Source organism: Leisingera sp. F5 (genome assembly GCF_001593695.1).
Map to the genome: position 1 here is coordinate 161103 of NZ_LUKH01000011.1, position 22014 is coordinate 183116.

The 22014-nt window shown below is 63.3% G+C and carries 20 protein-coding genes; 10 read left to right on the top strand and 10 right to left on the bottom strand.

Translation table 11 applies throughout. The annotated features are described in order from the left end of the window. The first annotated feature begins 166 nt into the window (after positions 1–166). A complete protein-coding gene (carA, locus tag A2I95_RS09950) occupies positions 167–1327 on the top strand; it encodes a glutamine-hydrolyzing carbamoyl-phosphate synthase small subunit (protein WP_291729612.1) in 1161 nt (386 codons plus the stop codon). A gap of 109 nt (positions 1328–1436) precedes the next feature. Continuing rightward, the gene (locus A2I95_RS09955) at positions 1437–3422 is read left to right on the top strand and encodes a glycosyltransferase (protein WP_291729613.1); all 1986 of its coding nucleotides are present in this window, start codon (positions 1437–1439) and stop codon (positions 3420–3422) included. On the opposite strand, the gene A2I95_RS09960 is transcribed toward A2I95_RS09955, so the two are convergent. Next, positions 3382–4026: a GntR family transcriptional regulator gene (locus A2I95_RS09960; RefSeq protein WP_027259808.1), complete on the bottom strand. Its 645-nt coding sequence runs from the start codon at positions 4024–4026 to the stop codon at positions 3382–3384. The two genes, A2I95_RS09955 and A2I95_RS09960, sit on opposite strands and share 41 nt — an antisense overlap. 142 nt (positions 4027–4168) lie before the next feature. Between A2I95_RS09960 and A2I95_RS09965 the strand changes: the two genes are divergently transcribed. The 4 genes from A2I95_RS09965 (at position 4169) to A2I95_RS09980 (ending at position 7208) form a co-directional block, all read left to right on the top strand. Further along, positions 4169–4813, top strand: coding sequence for a pyrimidine 5'-nucleotidase (locus tag A2I95_RS09965; RefSeq protein ID WP_291729614.1), 645 nt, complete (start codon positions 4169–4171; stop codon positions 4811–4813). Positions 4814–4976: 163 nt separating this feature from the next. Further along, positions 4977–5225 (top strand): hypothetical protein, encoded by a 249-nt coding sequence (locus tag A2I95_RS09970; protein ID WP_291729615.1) that lies wholly within the window; start codon positions 4977–4979, stop codon positions 5223–5225. A gap of 79 nt (positions 5226–5304) precedes the next feature. Beyond that, positions 5305–6501 carry a UbiH/UbiF family hydroxylase gene (locus A2I95_RS09975; protein ID WP_291729616.1) on the top strand — a complete coding sequence of 399 codons (1197 nt, stop codon included), beginning with the start codon at positions 5305–5307 and terminating at the stop codon, positions 6499–6501. A 14-nt stretch (positions 6502–6515) separates the two neighbouring features. Beyond that, complete coding sequence (locus tag A2I95_RS09980; RefSeq protein WP_291729617.1) at positions 6516–7208, top strand: M50 family metallopeptidase; 693 nt, start codon at positions 6516–6518, stop codon at positions 7206–7208. Here A2I95_RS09980 and A2I95_RS09985 read toward each other — a convergent pair. The 3 genes from A2I95_RS09985 to A2I95_RS09995 form a co-directional block, all read right to left on the bottom strand. Beyond that, entirely contained in the window at positions 7205–8329 is a 1125-nt protein-coding gene (locus A2I95_RS09985; protein WP_291729618.1) for an aminotransferase class V-fold PLP-dependent enzyme, read from the bottom strand. The genes A2I95_RS09980 and A2I95_RS09985 overlap by 4 nt on opposite strands. A gap of 198 nt (positions 8330–8527) precedes the next feature. Further along, entirely contained in the window at positions 8528–8986 is a 459-nt protein-coding gene (locus tag A2I95_RS09990; RefSeq protein WP_291729619.1) for an Lrp/AsnC family transcriptional regulator, read from the bottom strand. After that, complete coding sequence (locus A2I95_RS09995; RefSeq protein ID WP_291729620.1) at positions 8983–9438, bottom strand: Lrp/AsnC family transcriptional regulator; 456 nt, start codon at positions 9436–9438, stop codon at positions 8983–8985. The genes A2I95_RS09990 and A2I95_RS09995 overlap by 4 nt, the downstream gene beginning before the upstream one ends. Before the next feature lie 132 nt (positions 9439–9570). Between A2I95_RS09995 and ilvC the strand changes: the two genes are divergently transcribed. The 4 genes from ilvC (at position 9571) to A2I95_RS10015 (ending at position 12743) form a co-directional block, all read left to right on the top strand. Further along, the gene (gene ilvC / locus A2I95_RS10000) at positions 9571–10593 is read left to right on the top strand and encodes a ketol-acid reductoisomerase (protein WP_291729621.1); all 1023 of its coding nucleotides are present in this window, start codon (positions 9571–9573) and stop codon (positions 10591–10593) included. A 91-nt stretch (positions 10594–10684) separates the two neighbouring features. Then, the gene (locus tag A2I95_RS10005; protein WP_291729622.1) at positions 10685–11593 is read left to right on the top strand and encodes a DMT family transporter; all 909 of its coding nucleotides are present in this window, start codon (positions 10685–10687) and stop codon (positions 11591–11593) included. 92 nt (positions 11594–11685) lie between these two features. Continuing rightward, a complete protein-coding gene (locus tag A2I95_RS10010; RefSeq protein WP_291729623.1) occupies positions 11686–12129 on the top strand; it encodes a hypothetical protein in 444 nt (147 codons plus the stop codon). Then, positions 12126–12743 carry a DMT family transporter gene (locus A2I95_RS10015; protein WP_291729624.1) on the top strand — a complete coding sequence of 206 codons (618 nt, stop codon included), beginning with the start codon at positions 12126–12128 and terminating at the stop codon, positions 12741–12743. The genes A2I95_RS10010 and A2I95_RS10015 overlap by 4 nt, the downstream gene beginning before the upstream one ends. An 11-nt stretch (positions 12744–12754) precedes the next feature. On the opposite strand, the gene glmM is transcribed toward A2I95_RS10015, so the two are convergent. The 6 genes from glmM to glyS all read right to left on the bottom strand — a co-directional run bounded on the left by glmM (position 12755) and on the right by glyS (position 22010). Next, the gene (gene glmM / locus A2I95_RS10020; RefSeq protein ID WP_291729625.1) at positions 12755–14101 is read right to left on the bottom strand and encodes a phosphoglucosamine mutase; all 1347 of its coding nucleotides are present in this window, start codon (positions 14099–14101) and stop codon (positions 12755–12757) included. Positions 14102–14126: 25 nt separating this feature from the next. Then, complete coding sequence (gene folP, locus A2I95_RS10025; protein ID WP_291729626.1) at positions 14127–15122, bottom strand: dihydropteroate synthase; 996 nt, start codon at positions 15120–15122, stop codon at positions 14127–14129. Beyond that, complete coding sequence (locus A2I95_RS10030; protein WP_291729627.1) at positions 15119–16039, bottom strand: dihydroneopterin aldolase; 921 nt, start codon at positions 16037–16039, stop codon at positions 15119–15121. Before A2I95_RS10030 ends, folP begins: the two co-directional genes overlap by 4 nt. Before the next feature lie 130 nt (positions 16040–16169). After that, positions 16170–16823, bottom strand: a complete 654-nt coding sequence (locus A2I95_RS10035; RefSeq protein WP_027259822.1) for a cell wall hydrolase — start codon at positions 16821–16823, stop codon at positions 16170–16172. A 171-nt stretch (positions 16824–16994) separates the two neighbouring features. Then, complete coding sequence (locus tag A2I95_RS10040; protein ID WP_291729628.1) at positions 16995–19571, bottom strand: putative PEP-binding protein; 2577 nt, start codon at positions 19569–19571, stop codon at positions 16995–16997. A 186-nt stretch (positions 19572–19757) separates the two neighbouring features. After that, positions 19758–22010 carry a glycine--tRNA ligase subunit beta gene (glyS, locus tag A2I95_RS10045; RefSeq protein WP_291729629.1) on the bottom strand — a complete coding sequence of 751 codons (2253 nt, stop codon included), beginning with the start codon at positions 22008–22010 and terminating at the stop codon, positions 19758–19760. Positions 22011–22014 lie beyond the last annotated feature (4 nt).

Genomic DNA, 22014 nt, shown 5'->3' on the forward strand with positions numbered 1-22014 from the left:
CCATGGTTGCCGGACACCGATGGTTATCCATTCTGGTGCTTCTGTGCAAGTTTACAGTAAAACTTCAATTTCGAACCCCGCGTCAGCCTGCCCGCTGCTGCAGGCTTGACCCGCTTGGGCGCTCCCCTTACAAGCCCATGAATTTCACCGCATGGAGACTCGCGCAATGGCCGCTTCCGCCCCGTCCAAGCCCACCGCATGCCTGGCGCTCGCAGATGGCACCGTCTTTTACGGCACCGGTTTCGGCGCCACCGGCGACACTGTGGCCGAGCTCTGCTTCAACACCGCAATGACCGGTTACCAGGAGATCATGACCGATCCATCCTACGCCGGCCAAATCGTCACCTTCACCTTCCCGCATATCGGCAACACCGGTGTGACACCCGAGGATGACGAGACCGGCGATCCCGTCGCGGCCGGCATGGTGGTGAAATGGGACCCGACCCTGGCCTCCAACTGGCGTGCCACGGAAGAGCTGAAATCCTGGCTGACCCGCACTGGCCGCATCGCCATCGGCGGCATCGACACCCGCCGCCTGACCCGCGCGATCCGCCAGCAGGGCGCGCCGCATGTGGCCCTGGCACATGACCCCGACGGCAACTTTGACGTTGAGGCGCTGGTTGCCAAGGCGCGCGACTGGTCCGGCCTGGTCGGCCTCGATCTGGCCAAGGATGTGTCCTGCGCCCAAAGCTACCGCTGGGACGAAATGCGTTGGGCCTGGCCGGACGGCTATGCCCGCCAGGAAGCGCCTGCGCACAAGGTTGTGGCCATAGACTATGGCGCCAAGCGCAACATCCTGCGCTGCCTCGCCTCGGCTGGCTGCGACGTTACTGTGCTGCCAGCGACAGCAACTGCCGAAGACGTTCTGGCCCATAATCCCGACGGGGTGTTCCTGTCCAACGGCCCTGGCGATCCGGCGGCCACCGGCGAATACGCGGTGCCGATGATCCAGGACGTCCTGAAAACCGAATTGCCCGTCTTCGGCATCTGCCTGGGCCATCAGATGCTGGCGCTGGCGCTTGGCGCCAAGACCGTCAAAATGAACCACGGCCACCACGGCGCCAACCACCCGGTCAAGGAGCATTCCACCGGCAAGGTTGAGATCACCTCGATGAACCACGGCTTTGCGGTGGACGCGCAGACCCTGCCGGAAGGCGTCGAGGAAACCCATGTCTCGCTGTTCGACGGCTCCAACTGCGGCATCCGGATTTCCGGCCGCCCGGTCTATTCGGTGCAGCACCACCCCGAGGCCAGCCCCGGCCCGCAGGACAGCTTCTACCTGTTCGAACGCTTTGCCGAGGCCATGGCTGCGCGCAAATCTGCGTAAAAAAGATATTAACCATGCCGCCCGCCGGCATGGTTAACGCTGCATTTACCAATTCTTAAACCCCCGCCGCCAGCCTGAAGCCCTCAGGTGTTTTTGGTATGGGGTGGCGATGGGTTTTGTGTCTCAGCCGCTGCGGCAGTTCCGGCCGCCGCAGCCCGCCGGGGAGCGATCTCCGGGGCTGCTGCCGCCGGTGAATGGCCGCAGCATGATGAAGGCGCTGGTGCTGCGCCAGCACCAGAAGGCCGCCCTTGGGCGGGTGCTGGTGGCCGAGGGGCTGGCCAATGAAGACCAGGTTCAGGACACCCTGGCCCGGCAATACCGGATGCAGCGGGCCGATCTCAGCGGCCAGGTCGCCAATCCCCGGCTGCTGGCCCGCAAGCCAGCCCAGTTCTGGCTCCGCCATTGCGCCATGCCTTGGATGCAGCTGGGCCAGACTGTGACCATTGCCATTGCCTGCCCCGACAGGTTCGAAGCCCTGAAGAAAGAATTGCAGGACAGTTTCAGCACCGTAACACCGGTTGTGGCCTGCGAGGCGCAGATCACTGCATTGCTGACCGCGCATTTCAGTCCTGTTCTGGTCCGCCAGGCCAGCTGCAGTGTAATCCCGCGGCAAAGCTGCCGCACGCTGCAGCCGCATAGGGGACGGGCCGTGCTGACAGCCTGCGCTCTGCCAGCACTCTATCTGGCCTTGACCGCCCCTGCAGCAGTGTTCACTGCCCTCAGCATGATGGCGCTGGTGTCAGTTCTATTGTTCACCGCCCTGAAACTGTGCGGCCTCGCATCATACTGGTCTGCCAGAACCCGCCGGAACCCGTCTGTGCCACGGCTGGCTCCCCATTCGCCCGGTCAGGTCGCGCAACCGGTGATTTCTGTCATGGTCCCGCTCTACCAAGAGGCCGAGATCAGCCGGGCACTGCTCACCCGTATCCGTAAGCTCAGCTATCCGCCGGCCCTGACCGATGTGATCCTGGTGCTGGAGGAACATGACACTGTCACCCGGGCCGCCCTTGCAGGCACCCGGCTGCCGCCTTGGATCCGGGTGGTGGAGGTTCCAGCCTTTGGCAGGCTGACCACCAAGCCGCGGGCGATGAACTATGCGCTGAACTTCTGCCGTGGCGACATCATCGGTGTCTGGGACGCCGAGGACGCGCCGCAGGCGGATCAGCTGGACCGGGTGGCGCAGGCCTTTGCCTGCGCGGACAGGAAGACGGCTTGTTTTCAGGGTGTTCTTGACTACTACAACCCCGCCACCAACTGGATCTCCCGCTGCTTCACGCTGGAATACGCCAGCTGGTTCCGCATCGTTCTGCACGGAATTTCCCGGCTTGGCCTGGTGGTGCCGCTGGGCGGCACGACAATGTTCATCCGCCGCAAGGTGCTGGAGGAACTGGGCGGCTGGGATGCCCATAACGTGACCGAGGATGCGGACTTGGGTGTCCGGCTCTACCGCGCCGGGTACCGCACCGGAATGCTGCCCAGCACCACATTTGAAGAGGCCAACTGCCGCCCCTGGCCCTGGGTCAAGCAGCGCTCGCGCTGGCTGAAAGGGTTCATGGTGACTTACCTGGTGCATATGCGCCAGCCGATGCGCTTGCTGACCGAGCTTGGCTGGAAACGGTTCCTAGGGTTTCAGGCGTTCTTTCTGGGCACCATCGGGCAGTTCCTGTTTGCGCCGGTTTTGTGGTCGTTCTGGCTGATTGCGCTTGGCCTGCCGCACCCCAGCGCCGGCACGGCTTCGCCGTTGCTGCTGTCGCTGGCGGCCGCGGCGCTGGTGTTCTTTGAACTGCTCGGCCTGGTCATCAGCGTCACCGCCGCCTTTGCCATGGGGCGGCCCTGGCTGGCCGCCTGGGCGCCGGCGATGATCCTATACTTTCCAATGGGGGCCGTTGCTGTCACCAAGGCCGCGCATGAGTTGCTCGTCCGTCCCTTTTTCTGGGACAAGACGGCACATGGCATCAAACCCGCTGCCAAACCCCGCTGCGGGCACCGGCCTGGTTTCTGGCCTGGTTTCTGGCCTGGTTTCTGGCCTGGTTTCTGGCCTGGGCTTTGGCGGATTATCCCCGCCCGCTGGCGTCCTGCTTCAGACGGGTCATGAAAGCGATAGAGATATGCTCCTTCAACGCCTCACCCGCCGCTGCCTCGTCACGGCGGCCGATCGCGTCAACAATACCCTTATGTTCGGACTGGGCAATCTCGCTGCGCCCTTCGGCGGCCAGCGAGGTCGTTGCCATCAGCGCCATGGTCCGGTGCACAAGGTCCAGCTGCTGCACCAGATATCGGTTGTGCGACGCCAAATGGATCTGTTCATGGAACCGGCGGTTGGCCTTGGACAGCGCCGACGGATCGCCGATCAGCTGGTCATCGGCCTCGACCATTTCCTTCAGCACCTTGATCTCTTCTTCGGTGGCATGGCGCGCCGCCAGCTGTGCCGCCAGCCCCTCCAGCTCGCGCCGGACCACATACAGCTCGGCCATCTGGTTGTGATCCAGCGAGGCGACAATCAGCGACCGCCCGTCGCGCTCCAGCAGCGATTGCGTCTCCAGCCGCTGCAGCGCTTCGCGGATCGGCGTGCGCGACACACCAAAGCGTTCGGCCAGATCACTCTCCACCAGCCGGTCGCCGGGCTTGTAAACACCGACGTCGATCGCTTCGAGGATCAGCGCATAGGCATCTTTCTGGTTGCTGCGGCTCTGGCTCATGGGTCTTCCTGTCTTTTCCGGTTTGCCAATCTCTACAGCGCAAAGGGCAGCAATCAACCCTGATGGCGCTAAAGCGCTGAAAACCCGTAGTCAAAATGCGCTTTTGATTGCAAAAGCGGCATCCGCCCCCTAATCCGGCACCATGCCCAAGCAATCCTTTTCCCATGTCACCCAATGGGTGTTCGATCTCGACAACACCCTGTATCCGCCGTCGGCACGCCTGTTTGACCAGATCGAGGTCAAGATGACGGCCTATGTGATGGAGGCCCTTGGCGTGGACAAGGCCAAGGCCGACCACCTGCGCAGCCATTACTGGCGCGAACACGGCACCACATTGGCCGGGCTGATGCGCGAGCATGATCTGGATCCGGAACCCTATCTGGTTGCGGTGCATGACATCTCGATGGAGCCTCTTGAAAAGGACGCTGCCCTGGCTGCGAACATCCGTAACCTGACAGGCGAGAAGATCGTCTATACCAACGGCTCGGCCCCCTATGCCGAGCGGGTGCTGGCGGCGCGCGGGCTGTCGGGATTGTTCGACGGCGTCTATGGTGTCGAACACGCCGATTACCACCCCAAGCCGGAACGGCGCGCCTTTGACCGGGTCTTTGCCCGCGCCGGCGTAATCCCGCAACAGGCGGCAATGTTCGAGGATGACGCACGCAACCTTGCCGCCCCGCACCAGATGGGAATGCGGACCGTGCATGTGGCGCCGGAACCGGTGCAAGCTGCACATATTCATCATCATTCGGATGATTTGACGGGTTTCCTGGCTGCTCTGGCCTAAGTTCCCGTCTCTGCAGGCGGCGCATTCAGGTGTCTTTTGCCGCTTTCAAGGATGTGTACAACAGCACACCGGCAAATCTTTGCAACTGCGGCAAAATATACCTGTTTGCCGCATATTTTCCTCCCTATATGCGCCCCGAAACCGAATGCTTGGAGCCCGACCGATGAGCGCATATGCCCTTCCCGAACGCCTGACCCTGACGCAACGCATGCTGTTTGCCGTGCCGCTGCTGGGGCGGATCATCAAGGAGGTCGCTTATGGCCCGGAGGAGAATCTCTATTACGCCATTGCAACCTTTGTCAGCCTCTGGGGCTGTTCGATCCTGCTGTTCGGTATTCCCGGCCTCTACATCCCGGCAGTCTGCATGGTGCCGGTCGTGTTCACCCTGCTGATCACCATCACCCGCGGCTAAGCGCCCTATCTGCGGCTATCGGCTTGTCTTCCCCTGCTGTCCGGGCCTATTTCTGGCGGCAGAACGGAGGGCTGACGAGATGGCCGATACCTGCGATATCCTGATTTCCGGCGGCGGCATTGCGGGTCTGACCGCGGCCGCCGCTTTTGCCTCCAGCGGTTTCAGTGTGATCTGCGCCGATCCTGCCCCGCCGGTGACCGAGCCCGACGCTGAAGGTTCCGACTTGCGCACCACCGCGTTTCTGCAGCCCGCGCAAGCGCTGCTGGAGCGCTGCGGGATCTGGGCGCGGCTGGCGGACCACGCTGCTCCCTTGCAGATCATGCGCATCGTCGATGCCGGCGGCACCCGCCCCGAGCCGCGGGTGGTCAAGGATTTCAACGCCGCCGATATCTCCGGCCAGCCGTTTGGCTGGAACCTGCCCAACTGGCTGTTGCGGCGCGAGATGATTGCCCGCCTGTCCGACCTGCCTAATGTTGATTTGCGCTTTGGCACCGGCACCACCGGATTGTTCACCCGCACCGATGAGGCGCGCGTCGCCCTCAGCGATGGCAGTCAGGTGACAGCGAAACTGGTGGTCGCCTGCGACGGCCGCAATTCGCCGATGCGCGAGGCGGCGGGCATTCCGGTCAAGACCACCCGCTACGGGCAAAAGGCGCTGGCCTTTGCGGTGACCCATCCGGTGCCGCATGACAATGTCTCAACCGAGATCCACCGCTCCGGCGGGCCGTTCACCCTGGTCCCCCTGCCAGACTACCAGGGACAGCCGTCGTCGGCGATTGTCTGGATGGAACGCGGGCCACGGGCGCAGGAGCTGCTGAACCTGGACCCCGCTGCCTTTGAGGCCGCGATGACAATGCGCAGCTGCGGGCTGTTCGGCGATCTGAAACTGGCCTCGCGCCGCACCATCTGGCCGATCATCAGCCAGTCGGCGGAACGCTTGAACGGCGAGCGGCTGGCGCTGATGGCCGAGGCCGCCCATGTGGTGCCGCCGATCGGCGCGCAGGGGCTGAACATGTCGCTGGGTGATCTGCGCTGCCTGCTGGAGCTGGCCGAGGCCCGCCCGGAATCCTTAGGTGATGCGCAGATGCTGACAGCCTATCACAAGGCCCGCCACAGCGAGATCATGCTGCGGGTGAAAGGCATCGACCTGCTCAATCGCACGTCAATGCTGGCGCCGCGCCCGCTGCGCGATCTGCGCGCCTTTGGCCTTAACGCGCTCTATTCCCTGGCCCCGGTGCGCAGAACGCTGATGCAGATGGGCCTGGGCGTTAAATAACCGTGCGGGCTGGCATGCAGTTTCTCAAAGGGCATTGGCAGCTGATCTGCCTGACACTGGCGATTGCAGCCCTGTGGCCGACGCAAGCCGTGCTGCCGTTGCGCATCCTCACCGTCTTCCTGCACGAACTGTCCCACGCGGCTGCAGCTCTGCTGACCGGCGGCGAGGTGCTTAGCCTGACCATCGACCCGCGCGAAGGCGGCATGGTTGTCTCCCGCGGCGGCAACCGGTTCCTAGGATTATCGGCGGGCTATACGGGATCGCTGCTGACCGGCTCTGCCCTGTTCCTGGTTGCCCTGCGCACGGATTGGGACCGCAAGGTTCTGGCGCTGTTCGGATGCGTCACTCTGGCGGTTGCCACTCTCTACATCCGGGATCTCTTCGCACTCGGCTTTACCCTGGCAACCGGTGCACTGATGCTGGCCGCCGCCCGCTATCTGAGCCTGAACATCAATGACATGATCCTGCGAGTGATCGGAATCAGCAGCATGATCTATGCGCCGCTGGACATCTGGGACGACACGATTGCGCGCTCTTATCTGCGCTCCGACGCGCGGATGATGGCCGAGGAGTTCGGCGGCACAACAATGCTGTGGGGAGGTGTCTGGCTGGCAATCAGCCTCGGAGTGATCTGGCTCACCCTGCGCCATGGGCTGGGCCGCACAAGCAATATCCCTTTGCGCAGCCCAGTCCGGTTCCTTCGTTAAAGCACCTGATCCACGACGGTCTTCAGCCGCGCGATGGTGGCGTCAACGTCATATAGTTTGTCCAGGCCGAACAGGCCCAGGCGGAAGGTGCGGAAATCGGCGGGCTCGTCGCACTGCAGCGGCACGCCCGCGGCAATCTGGGTGCCAAGCGCCAGAAATTTCTTGCCGTTCTGCACATCCGGATCGCTGGTATAGCTCACCACCACCCCGGGCGCGCCAAACCCGTCGGCGGCAACCGAGGTGATGCCCTTGTCCTTGAGCATCGCCCGCACGCCATTGCCCAGAGCCCATTGCGCATCGCGCAAGCGGTCGAAACCGTATTCCTTGGTTTCCAGCATGGTGTCGCGGAACGCCTTCAGCGCGTCGGTGGGCATGGTGGCGTGATAGGCGTGGCCGCCGTCTTCATAGGCCTTCATGATGGTGCGCCATTGCTTCAGGTTGATGGCAAAGCTGTCCGAGGCGGTCTCTTCCAAACGCGCCAGCGCTCGGTCCGAGAACATCACCAGACCAGCCGAAGGCGACGCGCTCCAACCCTTCTGCGGCGCGGAAATCAGCACGTCGACGCCGGTTGCCTTCATGTCGATCCAGGCGCAGCCGGAGGCGATGCAGTCCAGCACCACCAGTGCGCCGACCTCATGCGCGGCCGCGGCCATCGCGGTCACGTAATCGTCCGGCAGAATCACACCGGCAGCGGTCTCCACATGCGGCGCAAAGACGATGTCCGGCTTCTGCTCCTTGATCGCGGCCACCACATCCGCAATCGGCGCAGGCTCAAACGGCGAGGCGCTCTCATTGCCGGTGCGGCGCGCCTTCATCACGGTCGAAGACGCGGTAAAGCCGCCCGCCTCGAAAATCTGGCTCCAGCGGTAGGAGAACCAGCCGTTCCGCACCACCAGCGCATTTGCGCCGCGGGCAAACTGGCGCGCCACGGCCTCCATCGCATAGGTCCCGCCGCCCGGCACCAGCGCCACGGCCTCGGCGTTATAGACCTCTTTCAGCATCGCATTGATGTCCAGCATCACGGTCTGGAAGGTCTTGGACATATGGTTCAGCGAGCGGTCGGTGAAAACCACCGAGAATTCATCCAGACCCTGCGGGTCCACGGTATCGAGCAGTGCCATCTGGGCCTCCCTTGTATTCCTTTACTAACGGCTAGCCGGTGCCGCAGGCTTTGGCAAAGCCTACCTTGGCATACAGTGCTGCCGCCATTCTCCGAAGGGTGATACTGGCGAAACTCAGCGGAAAGGACAGCCCAAGCACGACAGAAAACACCCGGTTTTGCGCCAAGCGGGTTTCTGATCGGCAACAAATGTGCACCTTTACCCCAGCGGTCCCGGCCGCCGCTCCTCGCTCAGCAGCACGTTGGCCTCGACATTACCCACCCCCGGCAGGGTCATCACCCGCCGCCGCAGCACCCGTTCGAAGTCAGAGATGTCCCGCGCCGTGACCCGCAGGCGGTAGTCGTACATGCCCAGCACGTGCTCCACCGTCTGCACTTCGGGGATGGCAGACACCGCGCGTTCGAAGTCCTCCAGACTGACCCGCCCCTTGGTGGCCAGTTTCACCCCCAGAAAGACGGTGACACCAAACCCCAGCTTTTCCTTGTCCAGTTCCAGCCTGCGGCCCGCGATGATGCCCGCCTCCTGCAGCCGCTTGATCCGCCGCCAGGTGGCGGGCTGGCTCAGCCCCAACCGCCGCCCGAGCGCCCCCGCCGACAGCGTCGCATCCTCCGACAGCGCCCGCAGAATGGCAAAATCCAGATCATCCAGCGCGCTCATACCGGCAGCACCTCATTCGACTTGATCCGCGCCACGTGCATCAGCGCCTCGATATCGGTGATATGCGGCAGGTTCAGAATGGCGGCGCGGTAGATCTGCTGGTAATGCGGCATGTCCCGCGCAATCACCGAAAGCCGCACATCGACCTGCCCCAGAAAGGTCTGGATCTCGATCACCTCGGCAATGCCGCGGGCGGCCTCGATGAACTCGTCAAAGGCGCGCGGGTTGGTCTTGTCCAGCGTCACCCGCAGCGACACCTCCACCTCATACCCCAAGGCGCGCCAGTCGATCACCGCCCGCTGGCCCAGGATCACGCCGCCCTCGCGCAGCTTCTCCAGCCGCCGCGACAGGCGGGAGGCAGTGAGACCCAGCCGTTCGGCCAGATCCGGAATCGATTGCTCCGGGTCGCTTTGCATATAGCGCAGAATGCGCCGGTCCAGATCATCAAGCATGAATTATCCGATATCATGCCCATGCGCGAATGATCAACGCAAACAAACTGCGTATTTCATGTGGAACAGCAATCGCTTTCCCTGACGGCTTCCCTATGATGCCTTCAAACACCAACACAAAGGACGTGAAACATGCGCGTTTATTACGACCGCGACTGCGATGTGAACCTGATCAAAGAGAAAAAAGTGGCCATCCTGGGCTACGGCTCGCAGGGTCACGCCCACGCACTGAACCTGCGCGACAGCGGCGCCAAGAACCTTGTCGTCGCCCTGCGCGAAGGTTCCGCCTCCGCCAAGAAAGCCGAAGGCGAAGGCCTGCAGGTCATGGGTATTGCCGAAGCCGCGGCCTGGTGCGACGTGATCATGTTCACCATGCCCGACGAACTGCAGGCCGAGACCTACAAGAAATACGTCCACGACAACATCAAGCCGGGCGCCGCGATTGCATTCGCCCACGGCCTGAACGTGCACTTCGGCCTGATCGAGCCGAAAGAAGGCGTCGACGTCATCATGATGGCGCCCAAGGGCCCCGGCCACACCGTGCGCGGCGAGTACACCAAAGGCGGCGGCGTGCCCTGCCTGGTCGCGGTTCACAACGACGCCTCCGGCAAAGCGCTGGAAGTTGGCCTGTCCTATTGCTCCGCCATCGGCGGCGGCCGCTCAGGCATCATCGAAACCAACTTCCGCGAAGAATGCGAAACCGACCTGTTCGGCGAACAGGCAGTTCTGTGCGGCGGCCTGGTTGAGCTGATCCGCTGCGGTTTCGAAACCCTGGTCGAAGCCGGCTATGCTCCGGAAATGGCCTATTTCGAGTGCCTGCACGAAGTGAAGCTGATCGTTGACCTGATCTATGAAGGCGGCATCGCCAACATGGACTACTCGATCTCCAACACCGCCGAGTACGGCCAGTACGTCACCGGCCCGCGGATCCTGAAGTACGACGAAACCAAAGCCCGCATGAAAGCGGTCCTGGAAGACATCCAGCAGGGTAAATTCGTGCGCGACTTCATGCTGGAGAACGCGGTTGGCCAGCCGACCATCAAAGCGTCCCGCCGTGCCAATGACGAGCACGCGATCGAGGCAACCGGCGCCAAGCTGCGCGGCATGATGCCGTGGATCTCGGCCGGTAAGATGGTCGACAAAGAGAAGAACTAAGGTGCCCGCGGAACTTTCCGCAGCCTTTTTCCTCTGCAGGGCGCTCCACTCCGGGGCGCCCTTTTTCGTTTAATGCATTGAGGTTACACACATGCCAGACTCCCCCGGCGCCGCCAATTGGGCCAAGCTTCTGTTTCTCGGCGTGATCTGGGGCGCCTCCTTCATGGCGGTGTCGCTGGCGCTGCGGGGCTTTCCTCCGATGACCATCGCCGCGCTCAGGATCTCGATCGGCGCGCTCTGCCTGCTGAGCGTGATCACCGCCATGGGCATCCGCCTGCCGTCCCTGCGCAGCCGCGAGGGCCGGATCGTCTGGGCCTGCGCGGCCGGCATGGGTTTTTTCACCAACGCCCTGCCCTTCACCCTGCTCAGCTGGGGACAAACTTACGTGGCCAGCGGCTTTGCCGGTGTCTGCATGGCGGTGGTGCCGCTGTTTGTGCTGCCGCTGGCGCATGCCCTGGTGCCGGGCGAGCACATGACCCTGCGCCGCACCATCAGCTTCCTCATCGGCTTTGCCGGTGTGGTGGTGCTGATCGGGCTCGACGCCTTCCGCTCGGCCGGCACGGATTTTGAATCGCTCGCCCGCCTCGCCTGCCTTGGTGCCTCGCTGTGTTATGCCATCGGCTCGATCATCACCCGGCTTTGCCCGCAGGTGAACATGCTGTCGCTCTCTGCCGCGGCCCTCCTGTGCGGCGCCGCCATGATGACCCCGGCCGCGCTCTGGGCCGAAGGCGTGCCTGACCTGCCCGCCGCCCTGCCGCTGGGCGCAGTGATCTACCTCGGCCTCTTGCCCACGGCGCTGGCGCAAGTGCTGCTGGTCCAGGTCGCCCGCAGCGCCGGCCCTGCGTTTCTGTCGACCGTAAACTATCAGGTGCCGGTCTGGTCGGTGATCTTTGGCGCTGCCCTCCTGGGCGAGACCCTGCCGCCGCAGCTGTTCGCAGCGCTGGCATTGATCCTCGGCGGGCTGCTCCTCAGCCGCAGCCGCCGCCCGCGCATTGCCTGAGGCAAAAACACTTCGATAGGTAACAAAGCAATTGCCATTGACCCCGCCCGCCCGGCGGGGTCTTGTCGCGCGGTGAACCGCAGGAGAGAACCATGCCCGGCGCAGTACCGCGCGACACTCCCAAACAATGGCTGAAGATAATTCTGATCTGGGCCTTTCTGGGCGTTTGGATCTACTTCTTCTCATTCAGCATCTACGCCTCCGGATGCCGCAAATTCAGCCGCCCAGCAGAGGAACGGCTGCGCAAATGCGAAAACAGCCTGCGTTTCACAGGATTCCTATTAACCGACCACCAGCGCGCCACCAATTTGATCAATCAAGGCATAGCGCAGGCCGATCTTGGCAAAGATGCAAAAGCAATAGCCCTGTTCCTCGAGGCCATCCCCTTACTAACTGGAGCCACCTCGCCCAATTTTCGCCCATCGCAGCGACAGCTCGAGATACTTGAGCGAAAGATGAAGGACCTGGCAATCCCGCCACGCGCACACGAACTCTTTCGGGCCGCATTTGATGAATGGGCCAAGAGCCGGTCATGAGCACAAGCAGCATCGCACCGCGCTACTGGCTCATGATTGCCACCCTCGGCCTTGTCTGGGGCGCAACCTTTCTGCTGATCAAACTGGCGCTGGACGGCATCACCCCGTTCTGGCTGGCCGCCGGGCGGATCGGCGGCAAGGCGTTTGAGGCCAGCGGCGCCGCGCTGGAGCCCTATGGCCGGGCTGCCTGCCTGTCGGCAGCAGCCTGTTATTCAGTCAGCTCAATCCTGACCCGGCGGCTGCCACCGGTGGATCCGCTGGGGCTGGCTGCAATTTTCCTGGTGATCGGCTGCTTCATCATCTTCCCGGCGGCGTGGCTCACCGAAGGCCCGCCAGTGATGCCGGACAATCGGACTTTGCTGATTGCCGCCGTCCTCGGCCTGATCCCCACCGCCGCTGCCAACCTTCTGCGGGTCATTGTCGTACGGGAAGCGGGGCCGACCTTCATGACTTTGACCAACTATCAGGTGCCGGTTTGGGCCGTGGTGCTGGGCGCCGTCTTCCTGGGCGAGGACCTGCCGACCTCGATGCTGCTTGCAATGGTGATGATCCTAGGCGGCCTCGGCCTCAGTCAATTCGGCAAGCTGAGCCGTCTGTTCGGCAGAGGCGGCTGAGTACCCCAGCCTCATTCCGCGACGGCAGCCTCGACCGCAGCGACCACGCTGTCAACAGCCAGCGCCATCAGCCCGGCATCCTCGCTCTCCGCCATCACCCGCACCAGCGGCTCGGTGCCGGATTTGCGGATCAATAGACGTCCCTGACCGGTCAATGCTCTCTCAGCGGCGGCAATGGCCTCTTGCACCCGGGTATCCTCCAGCGGCGCCTGGCCAGCTTGGAAGCGCACGTTGCGCAGCCGTTGCGGCACAGTCTGAAACTGATGCGCCAGCTCTGAAGCCTTCTTGCCGGTCTGCACCATTTCCGCCAGAAAATGCAGCCCCGCCATCAGCCCGTCGCCGGTGGTGGCATAATCGCTCATCACGATATGGCCCGACTGTTCGCCGCCGAGATTGAAGCCGCCCTCACGCATCCGCTCCACCACATAGCGGTCGCCGACGGCTGTGCGCTCCAGGCCCAGACCCTTGCTTTCCAAGTGCCGTTCCAGTCCGAGGTTCGACATCACCGTCGCCACCAGCGCGCCGCCTGCCAGCTGGCCCTGCTCCGCCCAGCGGGTGGCCAGCAAGGCCATCAGCTGATCGCCATCGGCCACCGTGCCGGTTTCGTCGATCACGATCACCCGGTCAGCATCGCCATCCAGGCAAATGCCGACATGGGCGCCATGCGCCACAACCGCTTCAGCTGCAGTTTGCGGCTGGGTCGAGCCGCAGCCGCGATTGATGTTCAATCCGTCCGGCGAGACGCCAACCGGAATGACCTCGGCGCCCAGCTCCCACAGGACTTCGGGCGCTGCGCGGTGGGCCGCGCCGTTGGCGCAGTCAATCACCACCTTCAGTCCGTTCAGGCCAAGATTGCGCGGCAGCGAGCTTTTGACCCGCTCACCGTAACGGAAACGGGCATCGTCGATCCGTTTGGCACGGCCGATATTGGCCGCCTGCGCGGGTTCGACCCCCGCATCGATAAGGGCTTCGATCTCCATCTCGGCGCTGTCCGACAGTTTGAATCCGTCCGGGCCGAAGAACTTGATGCCGTTATCTTCGGAAGGGTTGTGGCTGGCCGAGATCATCACCCCCAGATCCGCCCGCATCGAGCGCGTCATCAGCCCCACCGCAGGCGTCGGCACCGGCCCCAGCAGCAGCACGTTCATGCCGGTTGAGGTCAGCCCCGCCGTCAGTGCGTTTTCAAACATATAGCCGGACAGGCGGGTATCCTTGCCGATCACCACCCGGTGCACCCCGGAGCCGTCGCGCCGGAAGTACCGCCCGACAGCCGCGCCGATACGCAGCGCCATCTCGGCGGTCATGGGATGAGTATTGGCAGTGCCGCGCACGCCATCAGTGCCAAAAAGCTTTCGCATTATGCTATTCCTGCCCAAAAAGGCCTTACCGGACCGCCTGCCAAAGGCGCAGCGCCTGAACCGTCTCGGCCACGTCATGCACGCGCAGGAATTGCACGCCTTGCGCCAGGGCCGCAAGCCCTACTGCAATTGAGCCCGGCGCACGGGCATCAGCGCGCGGCTCCTTGCCGATCTTGCCGATGAACCCCTTGCGGGACACGCCCAGCAAGATAGGGCAGCCAAGCCCGTGGAACAGGCTGAGATTACGCAAAAGCGTCAGATTATGCGCCTGCGATTTGCCAAAGCCGATGCCGGGATCAATCACGATCTGTTCGCGGACCACGCCGATGGCTTCCAGCCGGTCGATCTGATCGCTCAGGAAGTCATAGACGTCCAGCAGCACGTTGGCGTAATGCGGATCATCCTGCATGGTGGCGGGGTCGCCCTGGGCATGCATGATGCAGACCGGCACGCTGGCCTGGGCCGCAAGCGGCGCCAGCGCCGGATCGAACGTGAAGCCCGAGACGTCGTTCAGCAGATTGGCTCCCGCCTCCAGCGCCTCCATGCCCACGGTGGCCTTGCGGGTATCGATGGATACCGGCACCGGACTGGCCGCGCGGATCGCCGCGATCACCGGTGCTGTGCGGTCAATTTCCTCGGCCTCGGACACCTCTTCGGCGCCCGGCCGGGTGGATTCGCCGCCCACATCGATGATGGTGGCGCCCTCCTCCACCATCCGCAGCGCCGCGGCCTTGCCGGCTTCGACACCGGAATGCCGGCCACCGTCCGAAAAACTGTCCGGGGTCGTATTGAGGATGCCCATGATTTGCGGCTGGGTCATATCCAGCCCGGCAATCGACGCACGCCGCGCGCTTAAGCGGCGGCGTTCCTTTTCAGGCACCAGCCCTGCCGGAGCGATCCGCGGCGGTGCGTCGCGGCTCAGGATTTCAACCTCGGTAAACCACAGGGCACTGCCTGCCAGCGGGACCGCACCTTCGGGGCGCGCCTCGCCATGCTGAACCAATGGCCGGTAATATATCACAGTTGTGTTTGCTCCACGCTGACGGCCCGTAAGGGGACACCGGGATTATCAGGCAAATCCCCGCCAAGCACAATCATTTCGCCCGCCTCAAAAGTCGCCGCAAACCAGGCCGCCAGCGCAACCGAGTTCGACGGCGGCGCCGAAGGGCCATCCACCGCGTCCAGCACGATCTTGGAAGGCGCCCAGACGCAAATCTGGCCGTTCTTCATCGCCCAGTCCAGCTCGGTCCGGGTCGAGACCACCACGCAACGGTCATCCTTGGCCGCAAGGCGCCAAGCATTCTGTTCGATTGCCAGCAAATCGATCCGGCGCTGGGTCCATTTGTGGCCGGTGGTGGGAACTTCCAGCAGGTGGGCGCCAACGCACAGGATCAGCGGCCGCTGGCGGCATTCCATCTGGTCGATCCAGGCGGTCAGGTTGCCGCTGTCGATCGCGTCGTTCGAGAGATACATCAGCCGCGGATGCGGGCGCTCTTCTTCATCCACCGGATGGGTGATCTGGTCCTTGGAACGCACCACTTCGACGCCCAGCGCGCCAGGGCCGCGGTCCAGCTTCTCGATCCGCACAAAGGCGCGCACCGCCTGATGCTCGAGCAGGATCCGCTCAGCCACGCGTTCGGCCAGGGTTTCCAGCAGGTTCAGCCGTTCGGCCGCCAGCTCATGCGCGATGGCCTCGGACACTTTGTCATAAGACAGGATCCGGTCGACATCGTCATCCAGATCCTTCGGCAGCGGCGAGATTTCCACCACCACATTGAAACAGATCCGCTGAGTGGTGCCGCGCTCGGCCTGAAAGGCGCCGATCTCTACCTCGACCGTGTGGTCCCGCAGGGAAATGCGGTCCAGCGGCCCCGGTGCGGCAGTGGCCACAGAACGCTCGGACGGGTGCGCAAAGGCAAGGCGGATTTCAGAGGGCATGGGAAAACGGGCCTTTGGCTGGCAGTGTCAGGTGATGGGACCCAACAATAGTATTTCAGCGCCGTCATAACAGGCCCGCAAACGCCACGCCAGTGGCTGAAAGCGGCACCGGCGTGCCGCCTTCAGGCGGTCAGTTGCTCAGCGCCGTCCGGTAACGTTCGTCCCGGTAGAACAGGTGAACACCAATGCGCGTTGTGTTTGTGAAGGTGCGGCTCCAGCGCGGCCTGACCGCGGTGGTATGATAGTAGGTCGCGCCGCCGGTCAGCTCTGACTTCAGCCCGTCCAGCGCGGCACGCGCCACTTTGGCAACGCGCTGATACGCCTTCTTTTCGTTGATCACTTCCTTGTGGCCATCGCAGGTGTAGGTGAACTGGCACTGGTACTTGCGTCCGGTTCCCTGCTTGATCACACCGCAAAGCGAATTCGGGAATTGCGCGCTCTTGACCCGGTTCAGGATCACTTCGGCCACTGCGAACTGTCCTTTGACAGTTTCGCCGCGGGCCTCGAAATACAGCGCTTCGGCCAGACAGGCGAATTGCTCACCGCCGGCAGCTTTTGGCTGCGCATCCAGCCAGGCCTTGCTGTATTCGATCTGCGGCCGTGCCTTGCGGCTCTTGAACGCGTTGTTGCGGATTCCGAAAAACCCGCTGAACTTCCGCGCCGGCACTGCACTCAAACTGGCTTGTTCACGCTCGATCAGCGTACCCAGACCGGTTTCGGCAGCAACACTCTTACCCATCGTGATGGTGGCAGCCATCACGGCAATCATAGTCAACAATTTCATTCAGGGTTCCCCCGTCCTAGCAGCTTGTGCCCGGTTCCCCCAGCACATGCGGTCGCATCCCTTAAGGGAAAAGACCCGAAACGTCCAGCGTTCGGGCAACAACCGCACTGATGGGGAACACACTCACACCGCCGGTCTCACACCGGCGGCTGCTGGATGGCCCAGTTTTTCTTAATATTTTGTGTATGTTGGCGCCGTCTGTCCGGTCTTTCCGGAAATTGCCAGCTGGGCTGCGGCCAAACGCGCAACCGGCACCCGGAAGGGAGAACACGAAACGTAATCAAAGCCCGCATCACGGCAAAAGGCAATTGATTCGGGGTTGCCGCCGTGCTCGCCGCAGATTGAAAGAGTGATCTCCCCGTTTTCCGCCCGGCCGCGCTGCACACCCAGTTTCAGCAGCTCCCCCACCCCGTCAGTGTCCAGCACATGGAACGGATCCTCGGGAAACACCCCCTGGTTCACATAGTCCGACATGAACCGCCCGGCATCGTCGCGCGACAGGCCATAGGTCATCTGGGTGAGGTCATTGGTGCCAAAGCTGAGGAACGCGGTATGCGGTGAAATCTCGCCCGCCCTGAGTGCTGCCCGCGGCGTTTCCACCATCACCCCCAGCCGGTAGGTGAAATCCTCGCCGCGCTCCGATTTCACCGCCGCGGCCACCGCATCGATGCGGGCCTTGACCAGTTCCACCTCGCGCTTGGCCGAGACCAGCGGGATCATGATCTCAGGCACCACAGGCTCGCCCCATTTCGAGGCTTCCAGGGTGGCTTCAAAGATCGCCCGCGCCTGCATGTCGTAGATTTCCGGAACCGTGACCCCCAGCCGCACACCGCGCAGGCCCAGCATAGGGTTGTATTCGCCCATTTCCTCGACCCGGCGGGTGACATCGCTGACCGGAATGCCCAGTGCCTCGGACAGCTCCCGCTGACCGGTCCTGGTGGCAGGCAGGAACTCATGCAACGGCGGGTCGAACAGGCGGATGCAGACCGGCATCCCCTCCATGATCCGGAACAGTTCGCGGAAGTCGTCACGCTGCATCGGCAGCAGCCGCTCCAGCACCGCTTCGCGCCCCGACGGCGTCTCTGCAAAGATCATCTCGCGCATCACCGTCAGGCGGCCGGGTTCAAAGAACATGTGCTCCGTCCGGCAGAGACCAATACCCTGCGCATTGAATTTTCGTGCCGTTTCAGCATCTTCCGGCGTATCGGCATTGGCGCGGATGCCAATGTCGCGGGCATCGTCCGCCCAAGTCAGCAAGGTTTGCAGCGCCCCGTCCTGAGCCGCCTCCAGCATCGCCGGCTGGCCCGCCAGCACATGGCCGCTGCTGCCGTCGATAGTGATGATGTCACCGGCCCGGAATACCCGGCCATCGGCAGCCTCAAGCATTTTGCGCTTGCTGTCGAACTTCATGTTCAAAGCCCCGACTATACACGGCAGCCCCAGCCCGCGGCCGATCACCGCCGCATGGCTGGTCATGCCGCCCTTTTCGGTCAGAACCCCAGCGGCGGCATGCATCCCGCGCACATCTTCGGGAGACGTTTCCCGGCGCACCAGAATACAGGGCTCCCCGCGGGACGCGCTTGCCTGCGCCCCGGCCGCAGTAAAGACCAGCTTGCCAGTGGCCGCGCCTGGGCTGGCGGCAATGCCGCGGCCGATCACGTCACGTTCCGCATCCGGCGCCACCTGGCGGTGCAGCATCTCGTTCAGGATATGCGCATCCACCCGCATCAGCGCCTCTTCCTGCGGGATGATGCCGTCTTCGGCCAGCGCCACAGCGATCCGCACCGCAGCCTGCGCCGAACGCGCCACCCGCACCCCGTCCAGGATATGCACGCGGCCGCTTTCCACGACAAACTCCAGCTGCATTTCCTCACGCAGCTTCTTACGCATCAGCGCCGCGTGGGATTGCAGGTTCTCAAAGGCCTCCGGCGCCAGTTCTTCCAGCGACAACCCGCGCGTGTCCTTGGCCAGATACAGCGCTTTGGCCCCCGCCCCAAGCGCGTCACGCCCCTGGCTCTGACTCAGATAGCGGCCGGTCAGCTGCGGGCAGCCGGTGGTTGAATTCACCAGTTGCAGCACGCCGGAGCCGCATTCGCCCTGACCGACGCCGGGGATCATTTCCTGCACCACCAGCCCCAGCCCCGCATCTGCAGGCGCGCCCTTGGCCTGGCGCAGAATCCGCGCCGAGGTGCCTTCCCAGGCCCGCGCCATCGACCGCAGCACCGCCGCCAGCTGTTCGCCCGGATCCTGCGGGAACGGTTCGTCGGTTTCCGCCTCATAGGCATGCAGAATCTCGCTCAGCGCATCCGGGCCGCCGTCTTCAACGTCGTCGAACACATCCGGATCCAGCCGCGCCACATGCACCGCGTAGGATTGCACGAACCGCAGATACAGCGCCGCCGCGGCCTGCCGCCCCAGGCTGTCGCACAGGTCCACATAGCGCGCGTCGTTCATGCCGATATTCAGGATCGCGCCCGGCCCGCCCCAGTCGGGGTCTTCCGAAGATGGGCGCACGCACAGCAGTGCCTCCGGATCGAATTCGCTCAGCACCGCTGTCAGGTCCGGCATCTGGCCTTCGGCAATGGAATGCACCGCGTCAAAAGACAGCGCCACCGTGCGCGGAACAGGCAGGTCCAGCCGCTCCAGCCGTTGCAGGCACTTCGCCCGCCCGCCATGGGTGGCGGTGGCAATCGGTGCGGTCGCGGTGATGAGGGAAGCCGGCGGGGTCTGTTCAAAATCTTTCTGCACTGCAGCACGTCTCCTTTGAAAGTCACCATAAGGGGAAGACGCGATGGCGCAAGGGTCTTGTAACGGGGCAGTGACGGCTGAAGGCCTCGAGGCAAAGAAAACCGGCCTTCCCTAACGGAAAGGCCGGGGCCTCCGGCGGAGGTATTTGGAACCAGAAAGAAGCGGCGGGGCTATTGGCCCGCGGTTTCAGCCTTCGACTTTGGTGAGGTCCGCAACCTGGCCGCAAACCTGGCGGATCTGGCTGAGGAGGTTCAGCCGGTTGCGGCGGACGATATCGCTATCCGCATTCACCTGCACTGCCTCGAAAAAAGCATCGATCGGCGCGCGCAGGGCGGCCATGCCCCGCATGGCAGCCGCGAAATCTTCGGCCTCGATGGCCGGAGAGATCGCCGCCCCGCCGGCCTCCAGCGCATCGAACAGCGCGGTCTCGGTTGCGTCCTCGGCAAACTTGCGGTCTGCGCCATAGGAGTATTCGACACCGTCCTTTTCCTCAGCCTGGGACAGGATGTTGTTGGCGCGTTTGAAGCCCTGCAGAAGGTTAGTGCCGTCCTCGGTCTTCATAAAGTCCTCAAGCGCGCGGGCCCGTTTGACCAGCAGCGTCAGGTCGTCATTGCCGTCCATCGCGATACAGGCATCGATCACGTCATGGCGGATGCCCTGATCGCGCAGGAAGACCTTGAGGCGGTCGTGGAAGAAGGAGAGGAGGTCAATCGAAGTATCCGGAACAGATGCGACTGCGTTCTTCAACAGAAGCGCTTGGCTTTCTTCTCCACGGACATTGTCAAAATAGGCGCGCACATCGCGGATTGTGGCTCCATAGACACCGTGTTCTGCAATCTCCTCAAGAAGGTCTTGCAGGCCGGTTTTTTCTTGGCCGCCAACGCTATCTTCTTCAGAGTTTACCTTCTGACGCAGCAATCCAAGATCAGAAAAGCGCTCGAGAGCAACCCGCACATCATTTTCCAGCACCAACCGGATCACCCCCAGCGCAGCGCGACGCAGGGCAAAGGGGTCTTTCGACCCCGTAGGCTTTTCATCAATCGCCCAGAAGCCGGTCAGCGTGTCCAGTTTGTCGGCCAGCGCCACGGCAACCGAAACCTTCTCGGACGGCACATCATCCGACGGCCCCAGCGGCGAGTAATGCTGTTCGCAGGCGTTGGCGACTTCCTGCGGTAGCCCTGCGGCCTCGGCGTAGTAGCGGCCCATCAGGCCCTGCAGCTCGGGAAACTCATAAACCATCTCGGAGCTGAGATCGGCCTTCGCCACCCGTGCCGCCTGCTCTGCCAGACCGGCATCGGCACCGACAACCGGCGCAATCTCGCGCGCCAGCGCGGCGATACGGTCAATCCGCGCGGCTTGTGTGCCCAGTTTGTTGTGGAAGGTCACGTTGGAGAGGTTCTCCACCCAAGCGCTCATGCCCGCTTCGGATTTGGCGGTGCGCAGGTCGTTTTCCCAGAAGAACTTGGCGTCGGCCAGACGCGCCGACAGCACCTTCTGGTTGCCCGCCAGGATGGTGGCGCCATTATCCGCGGTCTCGCGGTTGGCCACGGTGACGAATTTCTCAATCCGGCCGGTCTTGGGGTTCCTGACCGAGAAGAACTTCTGGTGCTCGCGCATGCTGGTCTGCAGCACCTCCGGCGGCAGTTCCAGGAACTCGGCGTCAATGGCGCCCATCAGCACCACCGGCCATTCGACCAGGCCGGCAACCTCGGCCAGCAGGCCCTTGTCCTCAACCACATCCAGACCGGACGCAAAGGCCTGATTGGTGGCCTCCTGCCAGATCGCCTCGGCGCGTTCGCGCGGGTCCAGCACCACATGCGCGCGCTTCAGCTTTGCAGCATAGTCGTCAAACCCGGTGACCGTGATCTCCTCCGGCGCCATGAAGCGGTGGCCGCGGGTGGTGTTGCCCGATTTGATGCCGTCGATGTCCAGATCCACCACGGATACGCCTGCCTCATCCGACAGGATGCAGAGGATCGAATGCAGGGGGCGCACCCAGCGCAAGGAGCCTTCGCCCCAGCGCATGGATTTGGGCCAGGGGAAGTTACGGATGGTATCTTCCAGCACTTCGGCGATGATCTCTGCCGCTGCACGCCCCGGCTTTTCGATCAGGGCGAAATAGACCGCACCTTTGGGGGTGTCGCGCTCTTCCAGCTGATCACGGGTCAGGCCGGCCCCGCGCAGGAAGCCGTCAATCGCCTTGTCGGGTGCGCCGACCTTGGGGCCTTTGCGCTCTTCGCGGATGGTGGGGCTTTCTGCCAGCAGGCCATCCACCGCCAGCGTCAGGCGGCGCGGCGTCGACAGGGCTGCGGCACCGGCATAGGTCAGACCCGCCTCGACCAGGCCATCGGTCACGCGTTTCTTCAGATCCTCAGCCGCACGCGCCTGCATGCGGGCCGGGATTTCTTCGGAAAAGAGTTCAATCAGCAGATCGGGCATCGGG